The 22,004-nt window shown below is 69.6% G+C and carries 17 protein-coding genes; 11 read left to right on the top strand and 6 right to left on the bottom strand.

Features of this window, described 5'->3' with window-relative positions; genetic code table 11:
• Positions 1–550 precede the first annotated feature (550 nt).
• On the bottom strand, positions 551–880 hold the full coding sequence (locus FFK22_RS25330; RefSeq protein WP_138890621.1) for a hypothetical protein: 330 nt from the start codon (positions 878–880) through the stop codon (positions 551–553).
• A gap of 858 nt (positions 881–1,738) precedes the next feature.
• Positions 1,739–2,803 carry a glycosyltransferase family 4 protein gene (locus tag FFK22_RS25335; protein ID WP_138890622.1) on the bottom strand — a complete coding sequence of 355 codons (1,065 nt, stop codon included), beginning with the start codon at positions 2,801–2,803 and terminating at the stop codon, positions 1,739–1,741.
• 339 nt (positions 2,804–3,142) lie between these two features.
• Between FFK22_RS25335 and FFK22_RS25340 the strand changes: the two genes are divergently transcribed.
• The 7 genes from FFK22_RS25340 to FFK22_RS25370 all read left to right on the top strand — a co-directional run bounded on the left by FFK22_RS25340 (position 3,143) and on the right by FFK22_RS25370 (position 12,046).
• Positions 3,143–3,583 (top strand): hypothetical protein, encoded by a 441-nt coding sequence (locus FFK22_RS25340; protein ID WP_138890623.1) that lies wholly within the window; start codon positions 3,143–3,145, stop codon positions 3,581–3,583.
• Positions 3,584–3,594: 11 nt separating this feature from the next.
• Positions 3,595–4,011, top strand: coding sequence for a phage holin family protein (locus FFK22_RS25345; protein ID WP_138890624.1), 417 nt, complete (start codon positions 3,595–3,597; stop codon positions 4,009–4,011).
• Positions 3,989–4,870 carry a DUF3618 domain-containing protein gene (locus tag FFK22_RS25350; protein WP_138890625.1) on the top strand — a complete coding sequence of 294 codons (882 nt, stop codon included), beginning with the start codon at positions 3,989–3,991 and terminating at the stop codon, positions 4,868–4,870. Before FFK22_RS25345 ends, FFK22_RS25350 begins: the two co-directional genes overlap by 23 nt.
• A gap of 117 nt (positions 4,871–4,987) precedes the next feature.
• Positions 4,988–6,370, top strand: coding sequence for a PLP-dependent aminotransferase family protein (locus FFK22_RS25355; RefSeq protein ID WP_138890626.1), 1,383 nt, complete (start codon positions 4,988–4,990; stop codon positions 6,368–6,370).
• A 246-nt stretch (positions 6,371–6,616) separates the two neighbouring features.
• Complete coding sequence (gene pdxY / locus FFK22_RS25360; protein WP_186002638.1) at positions 6,617–7,498, top strand: pyridoxal kinase PdxY; 882 nt, start codon at positions 6,617–6,619, stop codon at positions 7,496–7,498.
• A gap of 145 nt (positions 7,499–7,643) precedes the next feature.
• Positions 7,644–9,320, top strand: a complete 1,677-nt coding sequence (locus FFK22_RS43970) for a calcium-binding protein (RefSeq protein ID WP_138890627.1) — start codon at positions 7,644–7,646, stop codon at positions 9,318–9,320.
• Between the two features lie 200 nt (positions 9,321–9,520).
• Positions 9,521–12,046 (top strand): cation:proton antiporter, encoded by a 2,526-nt coding sequence (locus FFK22_RS25370; protein WP_138890628.1) that lies wholly within the window; start codon positions 9,521–9,523, stop codon positions 12,044–12,046.
• Positions 12,047–12,053: 7 nt separating this feature from the next.
• Here the strand turns inward: FFK22_RS25370 and FFK22_RS25375 are convergent, their stop codons facing one another.
• Together FFK22_RS25375 and FFK22_RS25380 are read right to left on the bottom strand one after the other, a co-directional pair.
• On the bottom strand, positions 12,054–13,619 hold the full coding sequence (locus tag FFK22_RS25375; RefSeq protein ID WP_138890629.1) for an alkaline phosphatase PhoX: 1,566 nt from the start codon (positions 13,617–13,619) through the stop codon (positions 12,054–12,056).
• A 326-nt stretch (positions 13,620–13,945) separates the two neighbouring features.
• Positions 13,946–14,968 carry a LysR substrate-binding domain-containing protein gene (locus FFK22_RS25380; protein ID WP_221938843.1) on the bottom strand — a complete coding sequence of 341 codons (1,023 nt, stop codon included), beginning with the start codon at positions 14,966–14,968 and terminating at the stop codon, positions 13,946–13,948.
• On the opposite strand from FFK22_RS25380, the gene FFK22_RS25385 reads away from it, so the two are divergent.
• From FFK22_RS25385 to FFK22_RS25400, 4 genes are all read left to right on the top strand, one after another.
• Positions 14,937–15,398, top strand: a complete 462-nt coding sequence (locus tag FFK22_RS25385) for a DUF3237 domain-containing protein (protein ID WP_221938844.1) — start codon at positions 14,937–14,939, stop codon at positions 15,396–15,398. The genes FFK22_RS25380 and FFK22_RS25385 overlap by 32 nt on opposite strands.
• Positions 15,399–15,626: 228 nt before the next feature.
• Positions 15,627–17,495: an adenine deaminase gene (locus FFK22_RS25390; RefSeq protein ID WP_138890630.1), complete on the top strand. Its 1,869-nt coding sequence runs from the start codon at positions 15,627–15,629 to the stop codon at positions 17,493–17,495.
• A gap of 54 nt (positions 17,496–17,549) precedes the next feature.
• The gene (locus FFK22_RS25395) at positions 17,550–18,932 is read left to right on the top strand and encodes an NCS2 family permease (RefSeq protein WP_138890631.1); all 1,383 of its coding nucleotides are present in this window, start codon (positions 17,550–17,552) and stop codon (positions 18,930–18,932) included.
• Positions 18,933–18,978: 46 nt separating this feature from the next.
• Positions 18,979–19,368 (top strand): hypothetical protein, encoded by a 390-nt coding sequence (locus FFK22_RS25400; protein WP_138890632.1) that lies wholly within the window; start codon positions 18,979–18,981, stop codon positions 19,366–19,368.
• Positions 19,369–19,390: 22 nt separating this feature from the next.
• Here FFK22_RS25400 and FFK22_RS25405 read toward each other — a convergent pair whose 3' ends face one another.
• Positions 19,391–21,388 carry a hydantoinase/oxoprolinase N-terminal domain-containing protein gene (locus FFK22_RS25405; protein ID WP_221938845.1) on the bottom strand — a complete coding sequence of 666 codons (1,998 nt, stop codon included), beginning with the start codon at positions 21,386–21,388 and terminating at the stop codon, positions 19,391–19,393.
• A 97-nt stretch (positions 21,389–21,485) separates the two neighbouring features.
• A complete protein-coding gene (locus tag FFK22_RS25410; protein ID WP_138890633.1) occupies positions 21,486–21,899 on the bottom strand; it encodes a hypothetical protein in 414 nt (137 codons plus the stop codon).
• Positions 21,900–22,004: the final 105 nt, after the last annotated feature.

Consider the following 22,004-nt stretch of genomic DNA (forward strand, 5'->3'; position numbering starts at 1 on the left):
GGGGTCCAGTTTTACGTGTCGCCCGACAGTTGCGGTCATCAGAAAATGACTTATCCTCCGATTATGCTGACCAAGCCCCCTACTGTAGTTCTCCAGGGAAGACGGGACCGGCTGTGGCTCCCCAAGAGGTTTTGCGAGCACTCCGGCCTGAGACTCACCCGGATATCCCGGCGTTCGCTCCGCTTCGGAGCCGCGGCTTATGAAATCGAGATTCCCGCGGATCTCTCGGGTGGCCGAGCCTTTCAGATTGCTCGAAGGATCAGAGCCTCACGCAAGTTGCTCAGGCTTGGACATTTGGCCAACCGTCTTCTTGCGCACTGTGGCAGAGAAGATCGTTGGCGCTATAGGGGCCCGAAGCTGAAGGTCCGCTAACCGCCCGTTCCGGTCGGCCGGGTCGGCTACGGGGTGCCGGAAACCGGCCATTCGACTCGGCGCTTCGGAGCGGACATGGCGGGATTCGACCCCTTGCGGAAGTCGGCCACCGTCGGCCTTGGTCCGGCCAGACATGGAAGAGGCGGTTCCTGGCCCGGAGCAAGTGCAGGAGCAGAGGCTATTGTTGAAACAATAGATTTTCCGGCATTTTGCTCTTCTTGTTAACGTTGACAACAAAACCATCGCCGCCAACCATTGGCTCCAACATAGATTTATCAGGATGTTTTGCAAAGTAATTCTTGTCCGGAAGATAATATACAATCCAGTAATCATCGTTTTGATCGATGCTTCGGATCGGGAAGTCGTGTATTAGCTGCGGATCCCTTTTTTTAACGTAGGTATCAGTTATATTCAAGACATCCGAGTCAGGTATATTGGGATATCCGCAGGCCGCAAGTGTGCTTACGATGATAAGAGAGAAAGCTCTTTTCAACCGGAAACCGATCATCAAATGCCTCCAGCATATACTCGATACGTGCTCGGCTCTGAGATTCGCAAGTATGCCAGCTTGGAATCGGAAAACTCAAATAGCCAGGTCTGCTTTCCGCCCTTTGCCGTCGGCGCGGCCAATGGGGTCGCGCCGAAAGCCGCCAGAGCCTTGGCTCCCTCGATGCTCGAACATCGTGCAACCCGAGGAAATCGCTGATGGACCCGTCTCTGGGCCGGGTCCGCTATCGGGCCTGGATGGTCGCTGGAGATTTCCGCTTCGGAGCAACCGATCGGGCCTCTAACCGTCCACTTGGGGGACCGAGCGACCACCGGTCTGGCGTCCGGTAGCGGGAGCCACCGCGGCGACGGGCAATGTCCGGTTCGGAGCGTCCTGGAAGGGCCCCGGATGGCGGCAATGGGGACGAACCGGATATCCAGCGCTCGGCAGAGGCTGCCCGAGAGGATGAGGTTTTCGGGCAGATGTGCTCATCTATCGACCTCGCGGATGTGAAATCTCGGTTCGGCGTTGCCGTCGGCCGCGCCACTGCCGGGACCGGGCGCCGAGACCGTCGGCGGGACGCAGACCATCGAACTCGGCGTCAACCGTCCGCCCACCCATGTCATCACCCCGTTGCGGCACCGAACAACGAGATTGGCGGATGAAGTGCGGGATGCACGTTCAGCCCGAGATTTCAGTGCACGATTTATATCAGGCATTACAAACAATAGCCCGTCATCCCGTGCACAGTGCTGCGTGCAATGATGCGCTACAACCACGGGATCTCTTCGGGATCGTGCGGAGATCCCGTGTCTGCGCAGCGGCTCTTCGCGCCGCAGCGCGCACGGGATGACGAATCAATATTTTCGACCATCGGCATTATTCCGCGGCCAAGGCGCGGGCGGGCCATCCGCTGGCAGCCGCCAGCTTCTCGTATGTCCGAATATACTCCTGGGCCATGACGCGGCTCGAGAAGCGCCGCTCGAAGCTGCGGCGGATCTTGCCGCGGTCCAGCTCCGGCAGCTGTCCGACCGCCGCCACCGCCTCGTCCATCGACCGGACGATGAAGCCGCTCACGCCATGGTCGATCACCTCCGGCACCGAGCCGCAGGCCCAGGCGATCACCGGCGTGCCGCAACCCATGGCCTCGATCATCACCAGGCCGAAGGGCTCGGGCCAGTCGATCGGGAACAGCAGGCCGGCGGCGTTGCCGAGGAACTCCGACTTGTCGGCGTCGCCGATCTCGCCGATGAACTCGACCAGCGGGTCGGACAAGAGCGGCTCGATCTCCTCCCTGAAATAGACCCGGTCGGCCTCGTCGACCTTGGCGGCGATGCGCAGGCGCCGGCCGGAGCGGCGGGCGATCTCGATCGCCCGGTCCGGCCGCTTCTCCGGCGCGATCCGGCCGAGAAAGGCGAGATAGTCGCCCCGCGGCGCGGGCGCCGGGTGGAACAATTCCTCCGCCAGTCCGTGATGGACGGTCGCCGCCCAGTTGGCGTCGGCCAGCGGCAGGCGCTGGGAGTCCGAGATCGAGATCAGCGGGTAGTGCGGCCAGCGGCGATAGGCCTCCGCCAGGTCCTTCAGGTCCAGCCTGCCGTGCAGCGTGGTCACGGTGCGGGGGGCGATCGCCTCGAACAGCGGGAAATGGATCAGATCGACATGGAAATGGAGGATGTCGAACTCATCCGCCCGCCGGCGCAGCTCGTGCAGCATCGAGAGGTGCGCGGCGTAGCCGGATTTGAGCGGGCAGGGGTCGAGCCGGATCGCCTGGTCGCGCACCGGCACCAGCGTCGCCCGCGTGTCGGCGTCGGCGCTGGAGAACAGCGTCACGTCATGCCCGAGATCGACCAGCGCGTCGCACAGATGGGCGACGATCCGTTCGGTGCCGCCGTAGAGCCTGGGCGGCACGGCTTCGTAGAGGGGGGCGATCTGAGCGATCTTCATCGTCGGACCCGAGGGTGACGGGCCAGGGTCAGAGGCCCGGTCGCAGACCCACCAATGCAACTGGCACGGCCTAGGCGGCGTTCCGTACTGCATTGAAATTCCACAAAAAATATCAAATGATAAAATGCAACATGTCTCCTGGCCCGGGATGTCTCGTCGTCGCGAGGGTGTTGGAGGGAGTCGTCTTGGCCGTCCAACCGTGAGCGCGTCCGGCCGCATCGTTTCGGAGCCGGAACCGGACGGCAAATGCCGCCGTTGTCCCCGCAGGATTCCCCCAAGCAGCGTCGGCCGACCGGCGCCTCGCGACGCTTGCAACAGGGCGCCACAGGTGAGGCAGCGATGGACCCGCAGGGTCACGACACCGGCATTTCCCCGAACGCAGACGAGTGGGGTGGGCCGCCGGCCCCCCCGACCCCCACATCCAGCGACACGGCGGCGGCCGGCGACCGGCACAAGGCCGGCGACACCATCCGCCAGGCCGTCCACGACGTCGCCGGGCGGCAGAAGCAGGCTGGCGCCGAGGTGATGGATGCGACCGGCCGGGCGATCCGCTCCGCCGCCGACGACCTCGAACAGCAGAGCCCCGCGGTCGCCGATCTGATCCGCAGCGGCGCCGAACGCGTGTCGAGCACCGCCGCCGCCCTGCGCGAGCGCAATGTCGACGAGCTGTTCGAAAGCGCCGGGCGCTTCGCCCGCGAACGGCCGGCGGCGCTGTTCGGCGTCGCCGTCGTCGCCGGGCTGGCGCTGTCGCGCTTCCTGAAAAGCTCGGCCAGGCCGTGAGGAGAGACGCCATGGCAATCACAGGACTCAATCGGCCGATCTTCGACATCATCGGCGACGCGGCGCAGAACCTGACCAACCTGGTGCGCGCCGAAAGCCGCCTGGCGCGGGCGGAGGTGGCCGAGAACATCGGCCGCGCCGGCGCCGGCATCGGCATGATGGCCTTCGGCGGCATCCTCGCCATCCCGGCCCTGGTGGTGCTGCTGGAAGCCGCCGTGGCCGCGCTGATGGCCTCCGGCATGTCGCCGGCGCTGGCGGCGGTCATCGTCGGCGGCGTCGCGCTGATCATCGGCATCGTGCTGCTGATGATCGGGATGAACCGGGTGAAGGCTGCGAGCCTGGTTCCCGACCGCACCATCCACCAGCTGCAGCGCGACGCCGCTGCGGCGACGCAGGAGGCGAGGCATGACCACCACCGAGCAGCTTGAGCGCGAAAGCGAGCAGTGCCGCGCCGCGCTGCGCGAGTCCCTGGCGGAGCTGCGCGCGCGGATGACCCCCGGCCATGTGCTCGACGAGGTGCTGGGCTATACGCGGGATTCGTCTGGCGCCGCCTTCGTCGACAACCTGAAGCACCGGGCGGTGGACAACCCGCTGCCCCTGGCCCTGGTCGGCACCGGGCTGGCCTGGCTGATGATGGGCGGCGGCGGCAACGGCCGGGCGCACCCGGACAGTCACCCGGACCGGCAGCCTTACGCGGCCGGGCCGCCGCGCCCGGACGACGACCCGGAGAGCGGGCGCCCGAGCGGGATCGGGGCGATGGCATCGCAGCTCGGCGACACGGCCGGCGATCTCGGCCGCCGGGTCGGGGAAACGGCGTCCGCGGTGGGCGACAGCCTGTCCTCGGCCTATGACAGCGTCGCCGGCCGGGCCAGACGCGGCGGTGCCGCCATCGGCCATGCGGGCGCCGCGGCCGGAGACCGCGCGGCGTCGATGGCCGGCGGCTTCAGCCGGCTGTGGCACGAGCAGCCGCTGGTCGTGGCCGGGCTGGGCATCGCCGTCGGCGCCGCGCTCGGCGCGCTGCTGCCGGCGACCGAATTCGAGAACCGCACGCTCGGCAGCAGCAAGGACAAGCTGAAGGACGAGGCCGAGGACTTCGCCCTGCGCCAGCTGGACAAGGCCGACAAGGTGGCCGAGCACGCCGTCAGGGCGGCCCAGAGCGCGGCGGAGCGCGAAGGGTTGACCGGCGCGGCGGTGGTCGGCGAGGCGGTCGAGTCGCTCGAACGCAGCGATGTCGTGCCGCCGGCGAATGACCCCGCCCGGGAGCCCGACCGCTCCGCTCCATCCTGACAATCCAGCCCTGCCGCTGGTGCATTCGCCGCCTCCTTGTCCCGATTGTCCCGATCATGCTCTGATGCGGATCGAGACAATCGGGGCTCAATCGAGCGCACCAAGGAGGAGGCCGCCATGTGGATGCCGTCGCTGGTCGACCGCGCGGGGCCGAAATATCTCCGCATCGCCGACGCCATTGCCGAGGACGTCTATGCCGGGCGGCTCAAGGTCGGCGAGCGGCTGCCCACCCATCGCGACCTCGCCTGGCGGCTCGGCGTCACCGTCGGCACCGTCAGCCGCGCCTATGCCGAGGCCGAGCGCCGCGGCCTCGTCGCCGGCGAGGTCGGGCGCGGCAGCTTCGTCAAGGCCGGCGCCCGGTCCCAGGCCACGCTCGACATGCCGGCCGTCGGCGGGCCGCAGACCATCGAGCTCGGCGTCAACCGGCCGCCCACCCATGTCGTCGCCCCGGAATATGCCGAGGCCATGCGCCGCATCGCCGGGTCCAATTCGCTCGGCGAGCTGATCAACTACCAGGCCCATACCGGGCGGTGGGAGCACCGCGCCGCCGGGGCGCAGTGGATCCGCCGCCGCGGCATCGAGGTCGGGCCCGAGCGCGTCCTGGTCACCAGCGGCGCCGAGCACGCCATCACCGCCGCGCTGATGGCGTTCTGCGACCCCGGCGACCCGATCCTGGTCGAGGAGCTGACCTGGTCCGGCGTCCGCGCCTTGTCCAGCCTGCTGCGCCTGTCGCTCAAGGCCGTCGCCATGGACGGGGAGGGGATGATCCCGGAGGCGCTGGAGGCCGCGGCCCGCGCCTCGGGCGCGCGGCTGCTCTACACCACCCCGACGCTGCACAACCCGACCACAAAGACCATGTCGGTCGAGCGCCGGCGCGCCATCGCCGAGCTGTGCCGCGATCTCGGCATCACCATCGTCGAGGACGACATCTACGGCACGGTCGCCGAGGACCCGCCGCCGGCCCTGTCCAGCTTCGCGCCGGAGCGCAGCATCTACATCACCGCGGCGTCGAAGGCGATGGCGCCGTCGCTGCGCATCGGCTTCGCCGCCATGCCGTCCGACCGGCTGGGGCGCTTCAGCTCCGCCGCCCGCGCCACCAACTGGATGGCGCCGCCGGTGATGGGGCAGATCGTCGCCGACTGGATCGAGGACGGCACCTGCGACGTGCTGGCCGACCGCATCCGGCGCGAGACCAAGGCGCGCCACGCCGTGGCGGCGCGGGCGCTGGAGGGGCTGACCTGGCACAGCCAGCCCGGCTGCTTCCACATCTGGCTCGAACTGCCGGAGCCGTGGCGGGCGCAGGAGGTGGTGGCGGCGGCGCGGCAGCGCGGCCTGGCCATGACCTCGACCGAGCTGTTCGTGCCCGGCCGGGCCGAGACGCCGCACGCCATGCGCATCACTTTGACCGCCGCCGCCGACGCCGAGGAGCTGGAGCGGGGGCTGCGCACGCTGGTGGATCTGCTGCGGAGCGATCCGGATCTCAGCCTGGCGGCCGCCTGATGAGGCCAGTGTTCGGAGTTCTCTCGGATTGCCTCTCCCGCCTGGCGGGAGAGGTCGGGCGTCCGCAGGACGACCGGGTGAGGGCGGGCCGAGGCCTCGACACCACCCCCTCACCCGGAGCCGCTACGCGTCTCCGACCCCTCCCGCAAGCGGGAGAGGCAATCGTTCGAGCGGGGGAGGCAACGGGTATCGTCTCTCGTCCGCGACTCGCCTATTCCTAGCCGCCCAAACCCAGAAAGCCGCCTCGTGACCGCCATCCTGTCGATCCAGTCCTCCGTCGCCTATGGCCATGTCGGCAACAGCGCCGCGGTGTTCCCGCTGCAGCGCCTCGGCATCGATGTCTGGCCCGTCCTGACCGTGCATTTCTCGAACCACACCGGCTACGGCAGCTTCCGCGGCCCGGTGCTGCCGGCCGACCAGATCGCCGAGGTGCTGCGCGGGGTCGAGGAGCGCGGCGTGCTGCCGGGCTGCGACGCCGTGCTGTCCGGCTATATGGGCGACGTGTCGCTCGGCCATGTCGTGCTCGACGCCGTGGCGAAGGTGAAGGCGGCCAACCCGAAGGCGATCTATTGCTGCGACCCGGTGCTGGGCGATGTCGACCGCGGCTTCTTCGTCCGCCCCGGCCTGCCGGAGTTCATGCGCGACAAGGCGGTGCCGCAGGCCGACATCATCACCCCGAACCAGTTCGAACTGGAATACCTGGCCGGGCTCGGCGCCGGGGTCGGCGACGACCGCGCCATCGCCACGCTGGACGACGCGCTCAAGGCCGCGCGGACCGTGCAGGCGACCGGGCCGAAGATCGTGCTGGTCACCAGCCTGATCCGCCGCGACGCGCCGGACGGGGTGATCGAGATGCTGGCGGTGGCGCCGGACGGGGCCTGGATCGTGGCGACGCCGCGGCTGCCGATCGCGGTCAACGGCTCGGGCGACATCACCGCGGCGCTGTTCCTGGCGCATTACCTCAGGAGCGGCGACCCGGCCACGGCCCTGGGCCGCACCGCCGGCACCGTCTATGCGGTGATGGAGGCGACGCATCTCTCGGGCAAGCGCGAGATCCAACTGGTCGCCGCCCAGGACGCCATCGCCAATCCGCCGGGGCATTTCGAGGTGAAGGCGGTGCAGGGGTAGGGGATTCCGGCCAGGGCATCGGCGCCGGACATAAGGAAAGTCGTCCGCGCCACCCCCCATCTGGGAGATGCGCCACATCTGATCTTATGCAGAATCACCGGCCGGCGCGGGTTGCCGCGCCTGTTCAGTCAGGAGATCGATAGACATGGCCGTCGTCAACGGAACCGCGGGAAACGACCTGATCCATCTGCTCGGCGACGGGGTGGTCCTCCCGCCCGGCTACAACGATATACCCCTGGCGACGGCCTTCAACGACACCCTGAACGGTCTCGGCGGCAACGACATCATCCATGGCGGCGGCGGCATCGACCTGATCGATGGCGGCATCGGCGACGATAAGCTCGTCGGCGGCAACGGCGATGACGTGCTCACGGGCGGCGCCGGCGCGGACCGGCTCGAAGGCGGCAGCGGCATCGACACCGTCAGCTACGCCGGCGCCATCGCCGGGGTGACCCTCAACCTCTTGAACGGCGTCGGCTCCGGCGGCGCCAACGACTCCAGCGGCGACAGCGTCATCGACGTGGAGAACATCATCGGTGGCCTGGGCGGGGACACGCTCATCGGCAACAATGTCGCTGCCAACGTCCTCAACGGCGGCGACGGCAATGACGACCTCGACGGGCTGAACGGCAACGATACGCTGATCGGTGGGGCCGGCGACGATCACCTCACGGGCGGCAGCGGCGCGGACCAGATCGACGGCGGCGCCGGGGTCGACCTGGTCGACTATGCCGGCTCCGCCGCCGTGACCATCAATCTCAGCACCGGCAGCGCCAGCGGCGGCGATGCCACGGGCGACGTGCTGACCGGCATCGAGAATGTCTACGGTGCCTTCCTCGTCAACGATATCCTGACCGGCTCGGCCGGGAACAACCTGCTCGACGGCCGGGGCGGGGACGACATCCTCAACGGTCTCGGCGGCGTCGACATCCTGCGGGGCCACGATGATGACGACATCCTCAACGGCGGCGACGGCAACGATGTGCTCTATGGCGAGAACGGTGCCGACCAGCTCGACGGCAGCGCCGGCATCGACACCGCCAGCTACTACCTCCGTCCGGAGGCCGTCGTCGTCGACCTCGCCGCCGGGACCGGCAGCGGCGGCGAGGCCCAGGGCGACACCCTGGTCGCGATCGAGAACCTCAGCGGCAGCCAGGGCAGCGACATCCTTTCCGGCGATGCCGGCGCCAACACGCTCCAGGGCTGGAACGGCGACGACGTGCTCCGCGGCCGCGGCGGCGCGGACAAGCTGGACGGCGGCGTCGGCACCGACCTCGCCAGCTATTGGGGCGAGGCCACCGGCGTCACGGTGAATCTCACCACCGGCACCGGCAGCGGCGGCAACGCAGCCGGCGACACCTATGTCGCAATCGAGAACGTCAACGGCAGCCAGGGCGGCGATACGCTGATCGGCAGCAGCGGCGCCAATGCGCTGAACGGCTTCGAAAGCAACGACGTGATCAGCGGCGGCGGCGGCAAGGACCTGCTGGGTGGTGGTGCGGGGGCCGACCGCTTCGTCTATGCGTCGATCGCCGAGAGCGTGGTGGGCGCCAATGCCGACCGGATCACCGATTTCAGCCACGCCCAGGGCGACAGGATCGACCTGTCGCTGATCGACGCGAACTCCGGCGCGCCCGGCGACCAGGCCTTCACCTATATCGGCGCCGGCCTCTACACCGGTGTGGCCGGGCAGCTGCGCGCCGCCGTCACCGCCCCCGGCGTCACCACCGTCGCCGGCGACGTCAACGGTGACGGCGTCTCTGACTTCCACATCCAGCTCACCGGCGCCCTGGCGCTCGTCGCAGCGGATTTCGTGCTCTGACCCTCGACGAAGCCCCGGCCGGACGCTGCCAGCCGAGTCCGCTGGCTGCGTCCGGCCGACATGGCTGCAGGGTTGCAAGAGGCGATACGTCCAGGCTGATCTCGTCCTCCAGTGACCACCATCACCGGCGACACCGGGCGCGGGTCGTGTAGTATCGCCGTGCCGGGCGAGGGGACGCCCGGTTCTGCCGATGGGAAGCCATGCCCGATATCGCCCTGGCGGTGCTCGCCATATCCATCCTGATCGTGCTGGTGGCGCTGCTGCAGCCGCTGGCCACGCGCCTGGCGCTGCCGCATTCGGTGCTGATCGCCGCGCTCGGCATCGCCATCGGCAGCATCGGCAGCGTCACCGGCGTGATCGGCGGCGGCGGGCCGCTGTCCGAATTCGCCCATGCGCTGACCGGCGGCGAGATCCGGTCCGAGGCGATCCTGCACATCTTCCTGCCGATCCTGCTGTTCGAGGCCGGGCTGCACATGGATGTGCGGCGGATGATGGATGACGGGGCGACGATCCTGACCCTCGCCGTGGTCGCCGTGCTGGTGTGCAGCCTGGTGGTCGGGGTGGCGCTGTGGGGCACCTCGAGCCAGGGGCTGGTGCTGTGCCTGCTGCTGGGCGCCATCGTCGCCACCACCGACCCGGCGGCGGTGATCGGCATCTTCCGCGACGCCGGCGCGCCACGGCGCCTGACCATCCTGGTCGAGGGCGAGAGCCTGCTCAACGACGCCGCGGCCATCACCCTCTACATCGTCCTGATCGGCCTGCTGACCGCCGGCGCCGGCGCCGGCCATGGCGACGCCGATGCGGGCGGCGCGCCGCTGTTGTTCCTGCGCTTCTTCATCGGCGGCGGGCTGTTCGGCTTCATCGCCGGGCGCCTGGCCTTCATGGTGATGCGGCCGCTGAACCGCTACCCGGTGGCCGAGGTCGCCTTCACCCTGGCGCTGCCCTACATCGCCTATGTCGTGGCCGAGCGCTACCTGCACGTCTCCGGCGTGGTCGCGGTGGTGACGGTGGCGCTGGTGGTCGGGTCCACCGGCCGGGTGCGGATCTCGGCCGAGGGCTGGGAGGGGCTGGAGAAGGTGTGGGCGCTGCTCGGCTTCTGCGCCTCGACCCTGATCTTCATCTTCGCCGCCATGCTGGTGCCGGAGTTCCTGCGCGACGCCACGGTCGAGGACGGCTACCTGCTGCTGGTGCTGGTCGCCGCTGCCTTCGCCGCCCGCGCCATCGTGCTGTGGGCGATGCTGCCGCTGCTGACTTGGCTCAAGGTGGCGCAGCCGGTCAGCACGCCCTATCGCCTCGTCATCCTGTGGGGTGGGCTGCGCGGCGCCGTCACCCTGGCGCTGGCGCTGGCGGTCAGCGAGAACCCGCTGCTCGGGCCCGAGGCGACGCATTTCGTGGTGGTGCTGGCCACCGGCTTCGTGCTGTGGACGCTGCTGATCAACGCCACCACGCTGCGGCTGGTGATGCGGGCGCTGGGCCTGAACGCGCTGAGCCCGACCGAGCTGGCGCTGCGCGACCGCGCCCTGCACCAGGCGCGCGAGGGCATCGCCGAGCGGATCGAGGAGATCGGCGCAGAGCAGCATCTGGCGCCGGAGGTGGCGAAGGAGGCCGCCGAGGCCTATCGCAGCCGGCTCAGCGGCCTGGCCAGCCGGCCCTTCATGCTCGATCCGAAGGAGCGCGAGCGGATGGGGCTGATGGCCCTGGCCAACCGCGAACGCGACCTGGTGGTCGAGCATTTCGATCAGAAGCTGATGTCGCGTCGCACTGCCGCCGACCTGCTGACCCAGGTCGGGCGGCTGCACGACGCGGCGATGACCGACGGCCGCGCCGGCTATCTCGCTGCTGCCACCCGCAACATCGGCTTCGGCACGAGCTTCCGCCTCGCCATCCAGCTGCAGCGCTACACCGGTTGGGACCGGTCGCTATCCAGCCGCATCGCCGACCGCCTCGAGATGCTGAAGGTGGCGCGGATGATGATCGAGATGCTGAAGCGCCATGCCGAGGCCGAGATGCGCCGGCTGCTCGGTGCCGAGGTATGGCAGTCGCTCGACGCCGTGCTGACCACCCGGCTCGACGCCGTCGTCGCCGCGATCGAAGCGTGGCGGCTGCAATATCCGGACTATGAGCGCCGGATGTCCGAGCGCTTCCTGCGCTGGGCGGCGCTGCGGCTGGAAGCGGCGGAATATGACGAGCTGCGCAACCAGCAGTTCATCAGCGGCGAGATCTACGAGGACCTGCAGCGCGACGTCGGCCGGCTGTACGAGACGCTGCAGAAGCGGCCGCAGTTGGACCTCGGCCTCAGCACCGAGGAGCTGGTGCGGCGCCTGCCGTTCTTCCAGGGCCTGTCGGAGGAACGGATCGGCCAGATCTGCAAGCTGCTGAAGCCGATCTTCGCGGTGCCGGGCGAGGCCATCGTCCAGGCCGGCGACCGCGGCGACACCATGTATTTCATCTCCTCCGGCGCGGTCGAGGTCGGCCGCGGCGGGCGCAAGTTCCGGCTCGGCCGCGGCGACTTCTTCGGCGAGATGGCGCTGTTGATCAGCGGCCGCCGCAACGCCACCGTCACCGCCATCGCCTTCTGCAAGCTCCTGGCGCTGACCGCCCGCGACCTGCAGGCTCTGGCCAGCGCCCATCCCGATTTGCGCCGCACCATCACCGAGGTCGCCCGCGCCCGCAGCACCGAGACCGAACGCACGATCTCGGCGCTGGGGGAGGAGGAGGCGGTGTGACGCCGCCTCAGAGCGGCCCGCGCTCCCAGGGGCCGGTGATGGCGAAGGTGATGCCCGGGGTCTGGATGTTGACGAACAGGGTGCGGCCCTCCGGGCTCCAGCACGCGCCGGCGAACTCGCTGGCGCGGTAGTCGCCCTCGGCGATGGTCTTGCCGGCGTCGGCGATCTGGCCGGCGGTCAGCTCAATATTGTTCTTCAACAGGTAGAACGGCGCGCCCTGGCGGGTCAGCGCGACCAGCCGGGTGCCGGGGCCATAGGTGTCCGGGCTGCCGGCCGGGGCCGCGTCCGGGTCCTCGCACAGCACCACGCCGCCGCGCGGGCTGACCGTGACGTTGTCCGGGTTGTGCGCCGCGATCTGGCTGTCGCTGACGAACAGCGCCCGCAGCCGCTGGGTGAACAGGTCCAGCACCCAGACCGCGCCATAGCCGCGGCCGAGCCGGCCGCTCGGCTCCTTGCCCGTGCTGGTGTCGACGATGAACATGCGGCCATCGGCGTAGAAGATGCCCTCGCCGCGGCTCATCCGCAGCCCGCCCTCGGCCCAGCTCTGGGCGAAGGGGCCGCTCAGCGTCTCACCGGTCCCGATGTCGGGGAAGCCGATCGGCGCGGTGACCGAATCCATGTCCGGCTGCTCGATGTCGATCCAGTCCAGCTGGTACTCGTCGCCGACATGGGCGACCACCAGGTCGGCGTTCGGACGGCGGCGGACGCGGGCCGCCTGCAGCCGGCCGCCGTGGTCCAGCGCGCCGTGCCGGCCCGAGCGGTCGTCCGGGATGAAGCGGTACAGCCCCGATTTGTTGCGGTCGTCCTCGGTCAGATAGATGATGCCGGTGCGCGGGTCGACGGCCACCGCCTCATGGCTGAAGCGGCCCATCGCCACCAGCGGGCGGCCGGTGGTGCGCTCGGCCTCCGGATGGACCTCGAACACGTAGCCGTGGCGGCGGCCGGCGGTGGACCGGGCGTTGGTCTTGACCTCCTCGCAGCTCAGCCAGGTGCCCCAGGGCGTGCGGCCGCCGGCGCAGTTCTGCAGGGTGCCGGCCAGGCTGGCTTCGGCCGAGACCCAGCGGCCGTTGCGGAAGCGCAGCGTGGTGGTGCCGCCGCCGGCGCGCGAGCCGCTGGTGTCGACCGTGCCGGTGTCGTAGGTGCCCGGCGCGGTGATCATGGTGCCGGCGGCGCTGATCTCGTGGTTGCGGACCAGGATCAGCTCGTCGCCCCGGTCGTGGCCATGGCCGTGACCGCGGCCGAGACCGAACCAGCGGCCGCCCTTGCCGTGCACCACCGCCATGCCGTCATGCTTGCCCGGCGCCGGCTGGCCGTCGGCCATGCGGTCGCCGGTCCAGGAGAAGGAGCTGTAGCGGAAGCCGGGCGGCAGCAGCAGCAGCGGCAGGCCGGTGCTCTCGTCGGCGGCCGGGGCCAGGGGGCCGTAGGGGCTGCGGACCGGGGCGGTCCAGTTCTCGCCGGTGGCGGCGGCCTGGGCCTGGCGCTGCGACAGCGCACCCAGGCTGCCGATGGCGCCCAGGGCCAGGGCGGCGCCGCCGCCTTGGAGGAGGAGGCGTCGGGAGGTGGGGATGGACATAAGGTCTCCTGCTGGCTGTCCGTCGACCTGGGTCCTGCAAACGCCTGAGGCGAAGGATGGTTGTCCCAAAGCCAAGGGGATCACTGACCGGCAGGGCTATAGCCAAGATCAGATAAACTTTTGTTAAGGAGACTCGGCAGCGATCAATAAATAAAATCAAATCCCCTATCATGTTTCACATTTATGGCATATTAATTGTGTTTAAAATTAAAGTATAAATTCCAATTTTTTTTGACGGTGAATCGATAGTCATGTCGGCGGCAAGTGTTTAGAAGTATCCCCCGGGTCCCATGTCGGAGATCGGATTGGAGCATACCAACTCATGGTCACGCAACGGGCATAGGACCGGCGACCGGCCGACGCGCCTCGTCTACGAGCCAGTCGCGAAAGCGAAGCACCATGGGTCGCGCCTCGCCGGGCTGAAGCAGGGCGTAATGGGCGGCCGGGCCGCGGATGGCATGCGGGAAGGGCTGGATGAGCTTGCCGTCCCGCAGCAGCGGTCCGAAGAACCGTGGCGAGAGCAGCGCCACGCCGGCGCCCTCGACGGCGGCCGCGGCGTCCAGCTCATGCGTCGGGTAGTCGTCGGCGTAGAAGCGCAGGCCGGGCACCTCCACACCCGCCTCGCGGAACCAGCGCCGCCAGCCGTCATGGGGTAGCAGCGGCAAGGCCGCCAGGTCCGCGGGCGACGACAGCTTTGCCCCGGCCGCCAGCGCCGGGCTCAGCATCGACGTGGCCTCGACCGGCATCAGGGCCGTCGCCTCGAAGCCGGGCCAGTCGCCATTCCCGGTCCGGATCGCGATGTCGAAGCCGTCGGCCGGCCGCAATTCGGCCGAGACATCGAGCGTGATCGGGACGGCATCGGGCAGGGCGTGATACGCGGCGAGCCGGGGCGTCAGCCAGCGCATGGCGAAGGTCGGGACGGCGGTCACGCGCAGGGGCTCGGCCGCACCACGACAATCGTCGACCGCCGAGCGGATCAGGCCCAGGGCCTGGGCCATCCGTGCCGCGAGCGCCGTGCCGGCTTCGGTCGGGGTCACGTTCGGGCCCGAGCGGCGGAACAGCCTCACCCCGAGCTCCGCCTCGAGATCGCGGATCCGCAGGCTGATGGCGGCCGGGGTCACGCCGAGCTCGGCCGCCGCCCGGGTGAAGTTCGCATGGCGGACGCCGGCTTCGAGGACGCGCAGCGATTCCAGAGCCGGCAGGCGTTTCGGCATGGCCCATGTTAAGGGCAGCTTAAGATGACAGGCAAGATCGATCGCTTTGGGCCGGCTGGCTCGCCCGCGCTTAATGCGGTCTTTCGCCGGACCGGAGATCCCCATGATCGAGCTGAAATCGCGCGCCTTGTTCACCCTCTCGCTGAACCTCCATCCCATTCACGAACTGGGCCTGACGCCGGCCGGCGAGCGCCGGGTCGTGCCGGTCTCCGGCGGGCGGTTCGAGGGCGACAGGCTGGCCGGCGAGGTCCTGCCGCATGGCGGCTCGGACCTGCTGCTCACTCGCGCCGACGGCTCGTTCCAGCAGGATGTCCGGCTGACCCTCCGGACCGGGGACGGGGCGCTGGTCCTGATGACCTATCGCGGCGTGCGGCATGCCGCGCCCGAGGTCGGCGACCGGATCGCGCGGGGCGAGGCGGTCGAAGGGTCGGAGTACTATCTGCGGATTGTCCCGTTCTTCGAGACGGCCTCGCCGGCCCATGCCTGGCTCAACCGGATCGTGGCTGTCGGCATCGGCGAGCGCCGTCCGGGCGGCGTGACCTACGATATCTTCGAGATCCTGTGAGGCCGGGCGGCCGACATCGGCATCGGCCACCCGGCCGCGACGGCTCAGAAGTCGCCCTCGGCGCCCTTTTGGGGCTCGCCATGACGGGTGAATACGTCCGGCTGTCGGTCCCAGCCATCCTTTGGGAAACACCGTGCCCTGGGAATTTCACCTGCGGCCTGCGGAAGGGACTGGCGGGCATTCCTAGGGAGGCGTAAAGGTCGGACATACCCCTTCAGGAGAGCGGCCATGGCGACCTCCTTGCCCGACGATCTGCTGATCGGCGCCGAGGACGAGGTGGCGATCCGCCAGGACCTGGTGCTGACCGCGCTGGGCAAGCGCCCGGCCGACACGCTGCTGCGGGTGGGCCGGCTGCTGGACGTCCACACCCGGAGCTGGCGCGACGACCAGGAGATCGCGATCAAGGGCCGGCGCATCGCCTGGACCGGGCCGGCCGGGACCTTCCCGGGCACCGCGGCGCGGCGGGTGGAGAAGCCGGATTTGGTGGCCGTGCCGGGCTTCGGCGAGGTGCACAAGCATATCGAGAGCACGCATCTGACGCCGGAATGGGAGGCGGCGCTGGTGCTGCCGCGCGGCAACACCTGGACCTGCGAGGCCAGCCACGAATTCTCCAATGTCGACGGGCCGAACAACCTGGCCTTCTGGTTCGAGGCCCGGCGCCGCGGCTCGCCGCTGAAGATCTTCCCGCTGCCGGGGTCGGCAGTGCCGCCGACCGCCTATGAATGGGGCGGCGGCTGGTACGGCTATGACGAGCAGAAAGGCTTCCTGCAGGACAGCCTGATGGTCGCCGGGCTGGACGAGGTGATGGACTGGCCGGCGGTCTGGAACCCGGAGAACCCGTCCTATCCGCGGCTCTGGGGCATGATCCGCGCCACCTTCGAGCAGCGCGGCGTGGTCGAGGGCCATGGCGCCGGGCTGCGCGACACCGCCGCGATCAGCGCCTTCGCCGCCGCCGGCCTCGCCTCAGACCACGAGGCGTGGACGCCAGAGGAGGTGTGGGAAAAGCTGGCCCACGGCATCTTCGTCGAGCTGCGGCCCTATTCGATGCCGGAGGTGATCCCCTGGCTGATCGAAAAGGGCCTGGCCGAATGGTCGCAGATCGCCTTCACCACCGACGACCGCAGCGTCTCCGACACCTTCAGGCTCGGCGCCACCGACCACAACGCCCGGCTAGCGATCCAGCACGGGCTGGCGCCGGAGATCGCGATCCAGTGCATCACCCTGAACCCGGCGCGGCACATGCGGCTGACGCCCTGGGTCGGCAGCCTGGCGCCGGGGCGCTATGCCGATGTCGTGCTGCTGTCGGATGTCGCCAGCCTCGAGATCGCCGAGGTCTGGTCCGACGGGCAGCCGGTGTCCGACGGCAAGCGCTACACCGGCGCGGTGCCGGCGATCGACTGGCCGGGCTGGGCGCGACAGACGGTGAACATCCGGCGTGACCTGACCGCGGCGGATTTCGCCCTGCCCGCCGCGCTGGGCCGCGAGACCATGCAGGCGGCGCTGCTGCGGCCGTTCCACTGGGCCGACGGCTTCATCACCGCCGAGCTGCCGGTGCGCGACGGCGCGGTGCAGCGCGACCCTGAGCGCAACATCACCAAATTCGCCATTGTCGACCGCTTCTCCGGCGACGGGCGGGTGGCAAAGATGTTCTGGCTCGGCTGCGGCCCGCGCACGCCGGACACGGCGCTGGCCTGCTCGGTGGCGCATGACAAGCACAATATCTGGGTCACCGGCTCCTCCGACGCGGCCATGGCGCTGGCGGTCAACACGCTCACCGACCAGCAGGGCGGCTGGGCCCTGGTGCGCGATGGCCGGGTGCTGGCCACGGTGTGCTACGAGATCGGCGGGCTGATGAGCTGCCGGCCGCCGGAAGAGCTCGATGCCGAGATGCAGGCGCTCTACGCCGCGGCCGAGGGCATCGACTGGATGTACGAGCCGACCTTCCACCCGCGCTGGTTTCCGGGATTCCCCGAACGGCTGATCTTCGCCACCCTGACCTGCGCACCGTGGCGCTGGGTGCTGGTGGCGCCCTGCGAGCAGGCGCCGCAGGGCTTCGTCAATGTGCAGAGCGGGGAGACCCACCCCGTCGTCTGGTAGGGGGACCGCCATTTCGTTCGACCGACCCGGCGCAGACCCGGGCGAGGGGGGCTCATGACCGTTTCCAGTGTGCGGGCATCGTCTACGGAGGGGGGCACGGGGGGCTGGCTCGACCGCCGCTTCAAGCTGTCCGAGCGCGGCAGCTCGGTGCCGCAGGAGGTGGTCGCCGGCATCACCACCTTCGCGGCGATGGCCTATATCGTCGCCGTCAACCCGGCGATCATGTCCGCCGCCGGGATGGACCGCGGCGACCTGGTGATCGCGACGGCCCTGGCCGCGATCTTCGGCAGCCTGATGATGGGGATGACCGCCAACCTGCCGCTGGCCGTGGCCCCGGCCATGGGGTCCAACATCGTCTTCGCCTATGTCATGGTGAAGCAGATGGGCATCCCCTGGCAGGGGGCGCTGGCCATGGTCGCCGTCACCGGCGTGATCTTCTTGGCCCTCAGCCTGTCGAAGTTGCGCGAGAAGGTGGCGAAGGAGGTGCCGGACGCGCTGAAGATCGGCATCCAGGCCGCGGTCGGCACGCTGATCGTGTTCATCGGCCTGCGCGGCGCCGGCTTCATCGTCGCCAATCCGAACACCTATGTAGCGATGGGATCGCTGGCCAGCCCGCCAGTGCTGCTGACCCTAGCCGGCATCCTGGTCACGCCGGTGCTGGTCGCCCGCCGCGTGCCGGGCGCGCTGGTCCTGTCGATCGCCGCCATCACCGTGATCGGCATCTTCGTGCCGCTGAAGGATGACGGCACCATGGTGACGACGCTGCCGGCCACAGTCTTCGCCCTGCCGAAATGGCCTGAAAGCACCTTCCTGGCGCTCGATTTCAGCTACCTCGTCTCGCATTTCGTGGTGGCGCTGCCGCTGATGTTCTACTTCCTGTGCGGCGAGTTCTTCAGCACCCTGGCGACGCTGATCGGCGTCACCGGTGCGGCCAATCTGCGCAAGCCGGACGGGTCGATCCCGAACGCCACCGCCGCCTTCTCGACCGACGCGACCGCGACCATCGTCGGGCCGCTGCTCGGCACCTCGGTGGTGACGGCTTTCATCGAATCCGTGGCCGGCGTCCAGGCCGGTGGCCGCACCGGGCTGACCTCGATCGTGGTCGCGATCGGCTTCGTGCTGGCGCTGTTCGTCTGGCCGGTCTTCGTCATCATCCCGCCCCAGGCCACGGCGCCGGCGCTGGTGGTGGTCGGCATCTTCATGCTGCAGGGGCTGGCGCGGGTCGACATGTCGGAACTCGCCAACGCCGTGCCGGTGGTGCTGATGCTGCTGGTCACGGTGCTCAGCAACAACCTGATCAACGGCATGGCGATCGGCACCTTCGCCTACATCCTGCTGTGCCTCGCCCTCGGCCGCCGCTCCGGCCTCACCGCGGTGGTGTGGGGGATCGGGGTGATCTTCGTGATGTACTTTGTCATCACCAGCCGGCTGATGTGACGGGCTGGCCGCGGTCGCCGGCTGGAGAGGGATGCGAAGGATGCGCATGTGGTCGATCGTGGGGGCGGCCGTCGCCCTGCAGATGATCCTCGTCGCGCCGGTGACGGCGCAGGCATCTGCCCCGCTGACCGGCAAAGCCGCGATCCGGGCGGTGATCGGGAATACGGTCGAGATCGCCGATGGCGGCCGGCAGAACGCCATATACTTCTCGCCGGACGGTAAGGCGCGATCGACGGTGGAGGCTGCCAGCCCCGATGGGAAGGTCGGCCACTGGAGTGTCGGGGCCGGGGGACAGCTCTGCGTGGTCGATCCGGGCAAGACGCCGCAGCCGAATGACTGTGTCGATCTGACGGTCGACGGCAACACCGTCACCCTAAGGATCGGCACGCAGCGGATGTCCGGTACGCTCGTGAAGGGTAACCCTCGGGGCCTCTAGCCCCCCTGGACGGCCCGCGACTTCACCCGATCCGCGGCCGGCCGGCGGCGGCCGCGGTGACGGTGCTTTCGACGAACAGGTCGAGGCCGCCGGCCATCGACACCACGCGGTCGGCGCGGGTGACGGTCACCGCCACCTCCTGGCCGCCGGCCTCGCGGGCCAGGGACTCGGCCCGGCCGCGGGCCTCGGCCTCGGCGTGGGCGGCGGCCTCCGCCAGGCTGCCGAAGGTGCGGATGCCGCCGGGGGCGTGGACGCGGAAGCGGCCTTCCTCCGGCGCGGTGATGGTGATCGCGACGGTCTGCAGCACGCCGCTGGCCACCGCGCCGATGGCGTTGGTGACGCCGGCATGCTCCGGCACCACGCTCTCGGTGCCGAGGCGCCGCGCGATCTCCGGATAATAGGTCCCGGCCGAGGCGCCGATGCCGACCAGCGGCAAGCCGAGGGCGAGAGCGGGACGCAGCAGGGCAGGGGCCGGGGCATCGCCCGCCACCGCGCGGCGCGGGAGCAGCCCACGGGCTTCGCGCGCGGGCTCGGCGACGCCGTCGCGGGCCAGCGCCGTCTCGACCAGCGCCAGGGCGCTGTCGGCGGTCAGCCGCTCCAGCACCGACCGGGCGAAGGCCTCGGCATCGGCGGGCGGGGTCCAGCCCGGCTCGGCCGGACGCCGGGCCCATAGCGCCGCGCCCAGCAGCGCCGCCTCGCGCGACCAGCCGCTGTGCAGCCCCAGCACATGGGCGGCGTCGGTCGGGGTGAAGCCGGACAGGATCACCAGCCCGCGCGCCACCAGCCGCTCCAGCGGCCGGTCGAGCAGATGGCTGGTCAGGACGGTCTCCAGCGGCTGCGGCCCGTCGGCCAGCGCCTGCCAGATCCGCCGCTCCGGCGGCGACAGCGTGTCTGTGTCCAGCGCCCGCAGGCGCAGGGCGAAGCGGCCGTCCAGGCTGAGGCCCTCGGCCCGCTCGGCCTGGCGGCGCAGCGCCACCAGCATCTCCGGATGCTGGTGCACCAAGAGGCTCAGCGGCACCGACCGGCGCGGCCCTACGGCCAGGCCGAGTCCCGGCTCGATGCGGACCTCGCTGTCGCCGCCCAGGCCGAAGGTGCGGATTTCCACCGCCTCGACCATGGTGCGCCAGCCGCCGACCTGGGCGCCCTCGCGGTTCACCAGGGGACGGCCGTCCTTGAGGACCGCGATGTCGGTGGTGGTGCCGCCGATATCCGAGACGAAGCAATCCTCGCGGCCGGTCAGCCAGCGGGCGCCGACGACGCTGGCGGCGGGGCCGGACAGCACCGTTTCGACCGGCCGGGCCAGGGCGAAGCGGTCGGCGATCAGCGACCCGTCGCCCTTCACCACCATCAGCGGCGCCGCGATGCCGCGGGCGTCCAGCCGGCCGCGCACCGCCCGGATCAGCGACGCGGTCAGCGGGATCAGCCGGGCGTTGAGCAGGGCGGTCAGCGCCCGGCGTGGCGCGTCGAGGCCGGAGGTCAGCTCGTGGCCGCAGGTCACCGGCTTGCCGGTCAGGTCGTCCACCAGGTCGCGCACCGCCTGCTCATGCGCCGGGTTGCGCACCGCGAAATAGCCGGCGACGGCGAAGGCGGTGACGCCAGGGGCGTGGTGCAGGACGGCGGCGCGGACCGCGTCGAGGTCGAGCGGCGCCTGCTCCTCGCCCGAGGGCCGGTGCCCGCCGGCCACGGCCACCACCGGGTCGCCGCCGAGCGCCTCGCGCAGCCCGGCGCGGTCCAGCGCCGCCTCCGGGTAGCCGATCAGGATCAGGCAGGCCGGGTTGCCCTGGCCCTCGACCACGGCGTTGGTGGCCAGGGTGGTGGACAGGCCGACGAAGGCGATCTCGGCCGGGTGCTGCTCCAGCACCGCGTCGATCGCGGCGCCGATGCCCAGCGCCAGGTCGTGCTTGGTGGTCAGTCGCTTGGCAGCGGCGACGACGCCACGGTCCGGGTCGAACAGGACCGCATCGGTGAAGGTGCCGCCGGTGTCGATGCCGAGAGAAAGGGACAAGATGTACCGCGCCAAGAGTGTCGTCTTCCGATTAGGACAAGCCCTCTCGCGCGGCAAAGCTTTTCGGCATGCGACGGGGATGGGTCCAACAGCGGCCGGCGCCGGGCCGGATCTACCAGGTGTTGCCGGTCACCAGGAATTCGGCCTCATCCAGAGCGGTGTCGAAATCCACGAGGTCGTAGTCGGCATCGTCGCATTCGTCGGGCTCGAAATTGGCGCCCGGCATCTCGACCAGCAGAGAGAGCACCTGTCCGGCGGCCTCGATGCGGTCGTATTCGTCACCGGACGGCGGATTCTGGCTGACCAGCAGGCACCACAGGATCTGGTCCAGGACCCAGCGCTCCTGCGGCGGCGGAACGTCGTCCTCGGACCACGATTCGCGAACCCGCCGGAGCGCGCGCAGGATCCTGGCGGCGTTCTGGCGCAAGGAATGGATCTCTTCCTGGCGGCCGACCGGCGATGCCTGGATGGCCCCGGGCGCCGTCGACGGGGAAATTTCGGAGCTGTCGAATTGCGTGAAGGGCATGATGGTCCCCCTCTGATCCTATGCGGCTCGTATGTCTTGACTATATGCCTACAATCTAAAGCATTTTATCTAATTTGCAATCATCCATTTGGGTAGGATCTGCCA

The organism is Mycobacterium sp. KBS0706 (genome assembly GCF_005938675.2).
Taxonomy (GTDB): Bacteria; Pseudomonadota; Alphaproteobacteria; order DSM-16000; family Inquilinaceae; genus Inquilinus.

Bases quoted from the DNA above. Each gene is read 5' to 3' on its own strand.
- FFK22_RS25340 (WP_138890623.1), top strand. From the start codon at position 3,143: ATGGACCCGCAGGGTCACGACACCGGCATTTCCCCGAACGCAGACGAG.
- FFK22_RS43970 (WP_138890627.1), top strand. From the start codon at position 7,644: ATGGCCGTCGTCAACGGAACCGCGGGAAACGACCTGATCCATCTGCTC.
- FFK22_RS25335 (WP_138890622.1), bottom strand. From the start codon at position 2,803: ATGAAGATCGCTCAGATCGCCCCCCTCTACGAAGCCGTGCCGCCCAGG.
- FFK22_RS25375 (WP_138890629.1), bottom strand. From the start codon at position 13,619: ATGTCCATCCCCACCTCCCGACGCCTCCTCCTCCAAGGCGGCGGCGCC.
- FFK22_RS25370 (WP_138890628.1), top strand. From the start codon at position 9,521: ATGCCCGATATCGCCCTGGCGGTGCTCGCCATATCCATCCTGATCGTG.
- FFK22_RS25410 (WP_138890633.1), bottom strand. From the start codon at position 21,899: ATGCCCTTCACGCAATTCGACAGCTCCGAAATTTCCCCGTCGACGGCG.
- FFK22_RS25355 (WP_138890626.1), top strand. From the start codon at position 4,988: ATGTGGATGCCGTCGCTGGTCGACCGCGCGGGGCCGAAATATCTCCGC.
- FFK22_RS25400 (WP_138890632.1), top strand. From the start codon at position 18,979: ATGTGGTCGATCGTGGGGGCGGCCGTCGCCCTGCAGATGATCCTCGTC.
- FFK22_RS25390 (WP_138890630.1), top strand. From the start codon at position 15,627: ATGGCGACCTCCTTGCCCGACGATCTGCTGATCGGCGCCGAGGACGAG.
- FFK22_RS25385 (WP_221938844.1), top strand. From the start codon at position 14,937: ATGATCGAGCTGAAATCGCGCGCCTTGTTCACCCTCTCGCTGAACCTC.
- FFK22_RS25345 (WP_138890624.1), top strand. From the start codon at position 3,595: ATGGCAATCACAGGACTCAATCGGCCGATCTTCGACATCATCGGCGAC.
- FFK22_RS25330 (WP_138890621.1), bottom strand. From the start codon at position 880: ATGATCGGTTTCCGGTTGAAAAGAGCTTTCTCTCTTATCATCGTAAGC.
- FFK22_RS25350 (WP_138890625.1), top strand. From the start codon at position 3,989: ATGACCACCACCGAGCAGCTTGAGCGCGAAAGCGAGCAGTGCCGCGCC.
- FFK22_RS25395 (WP_138890631.1), top strand. From the start codon at position 17,550: ATGACCGTTTCCAGTGTGCGGGCATCGTCTACGGAGGGGGGCACGGGG.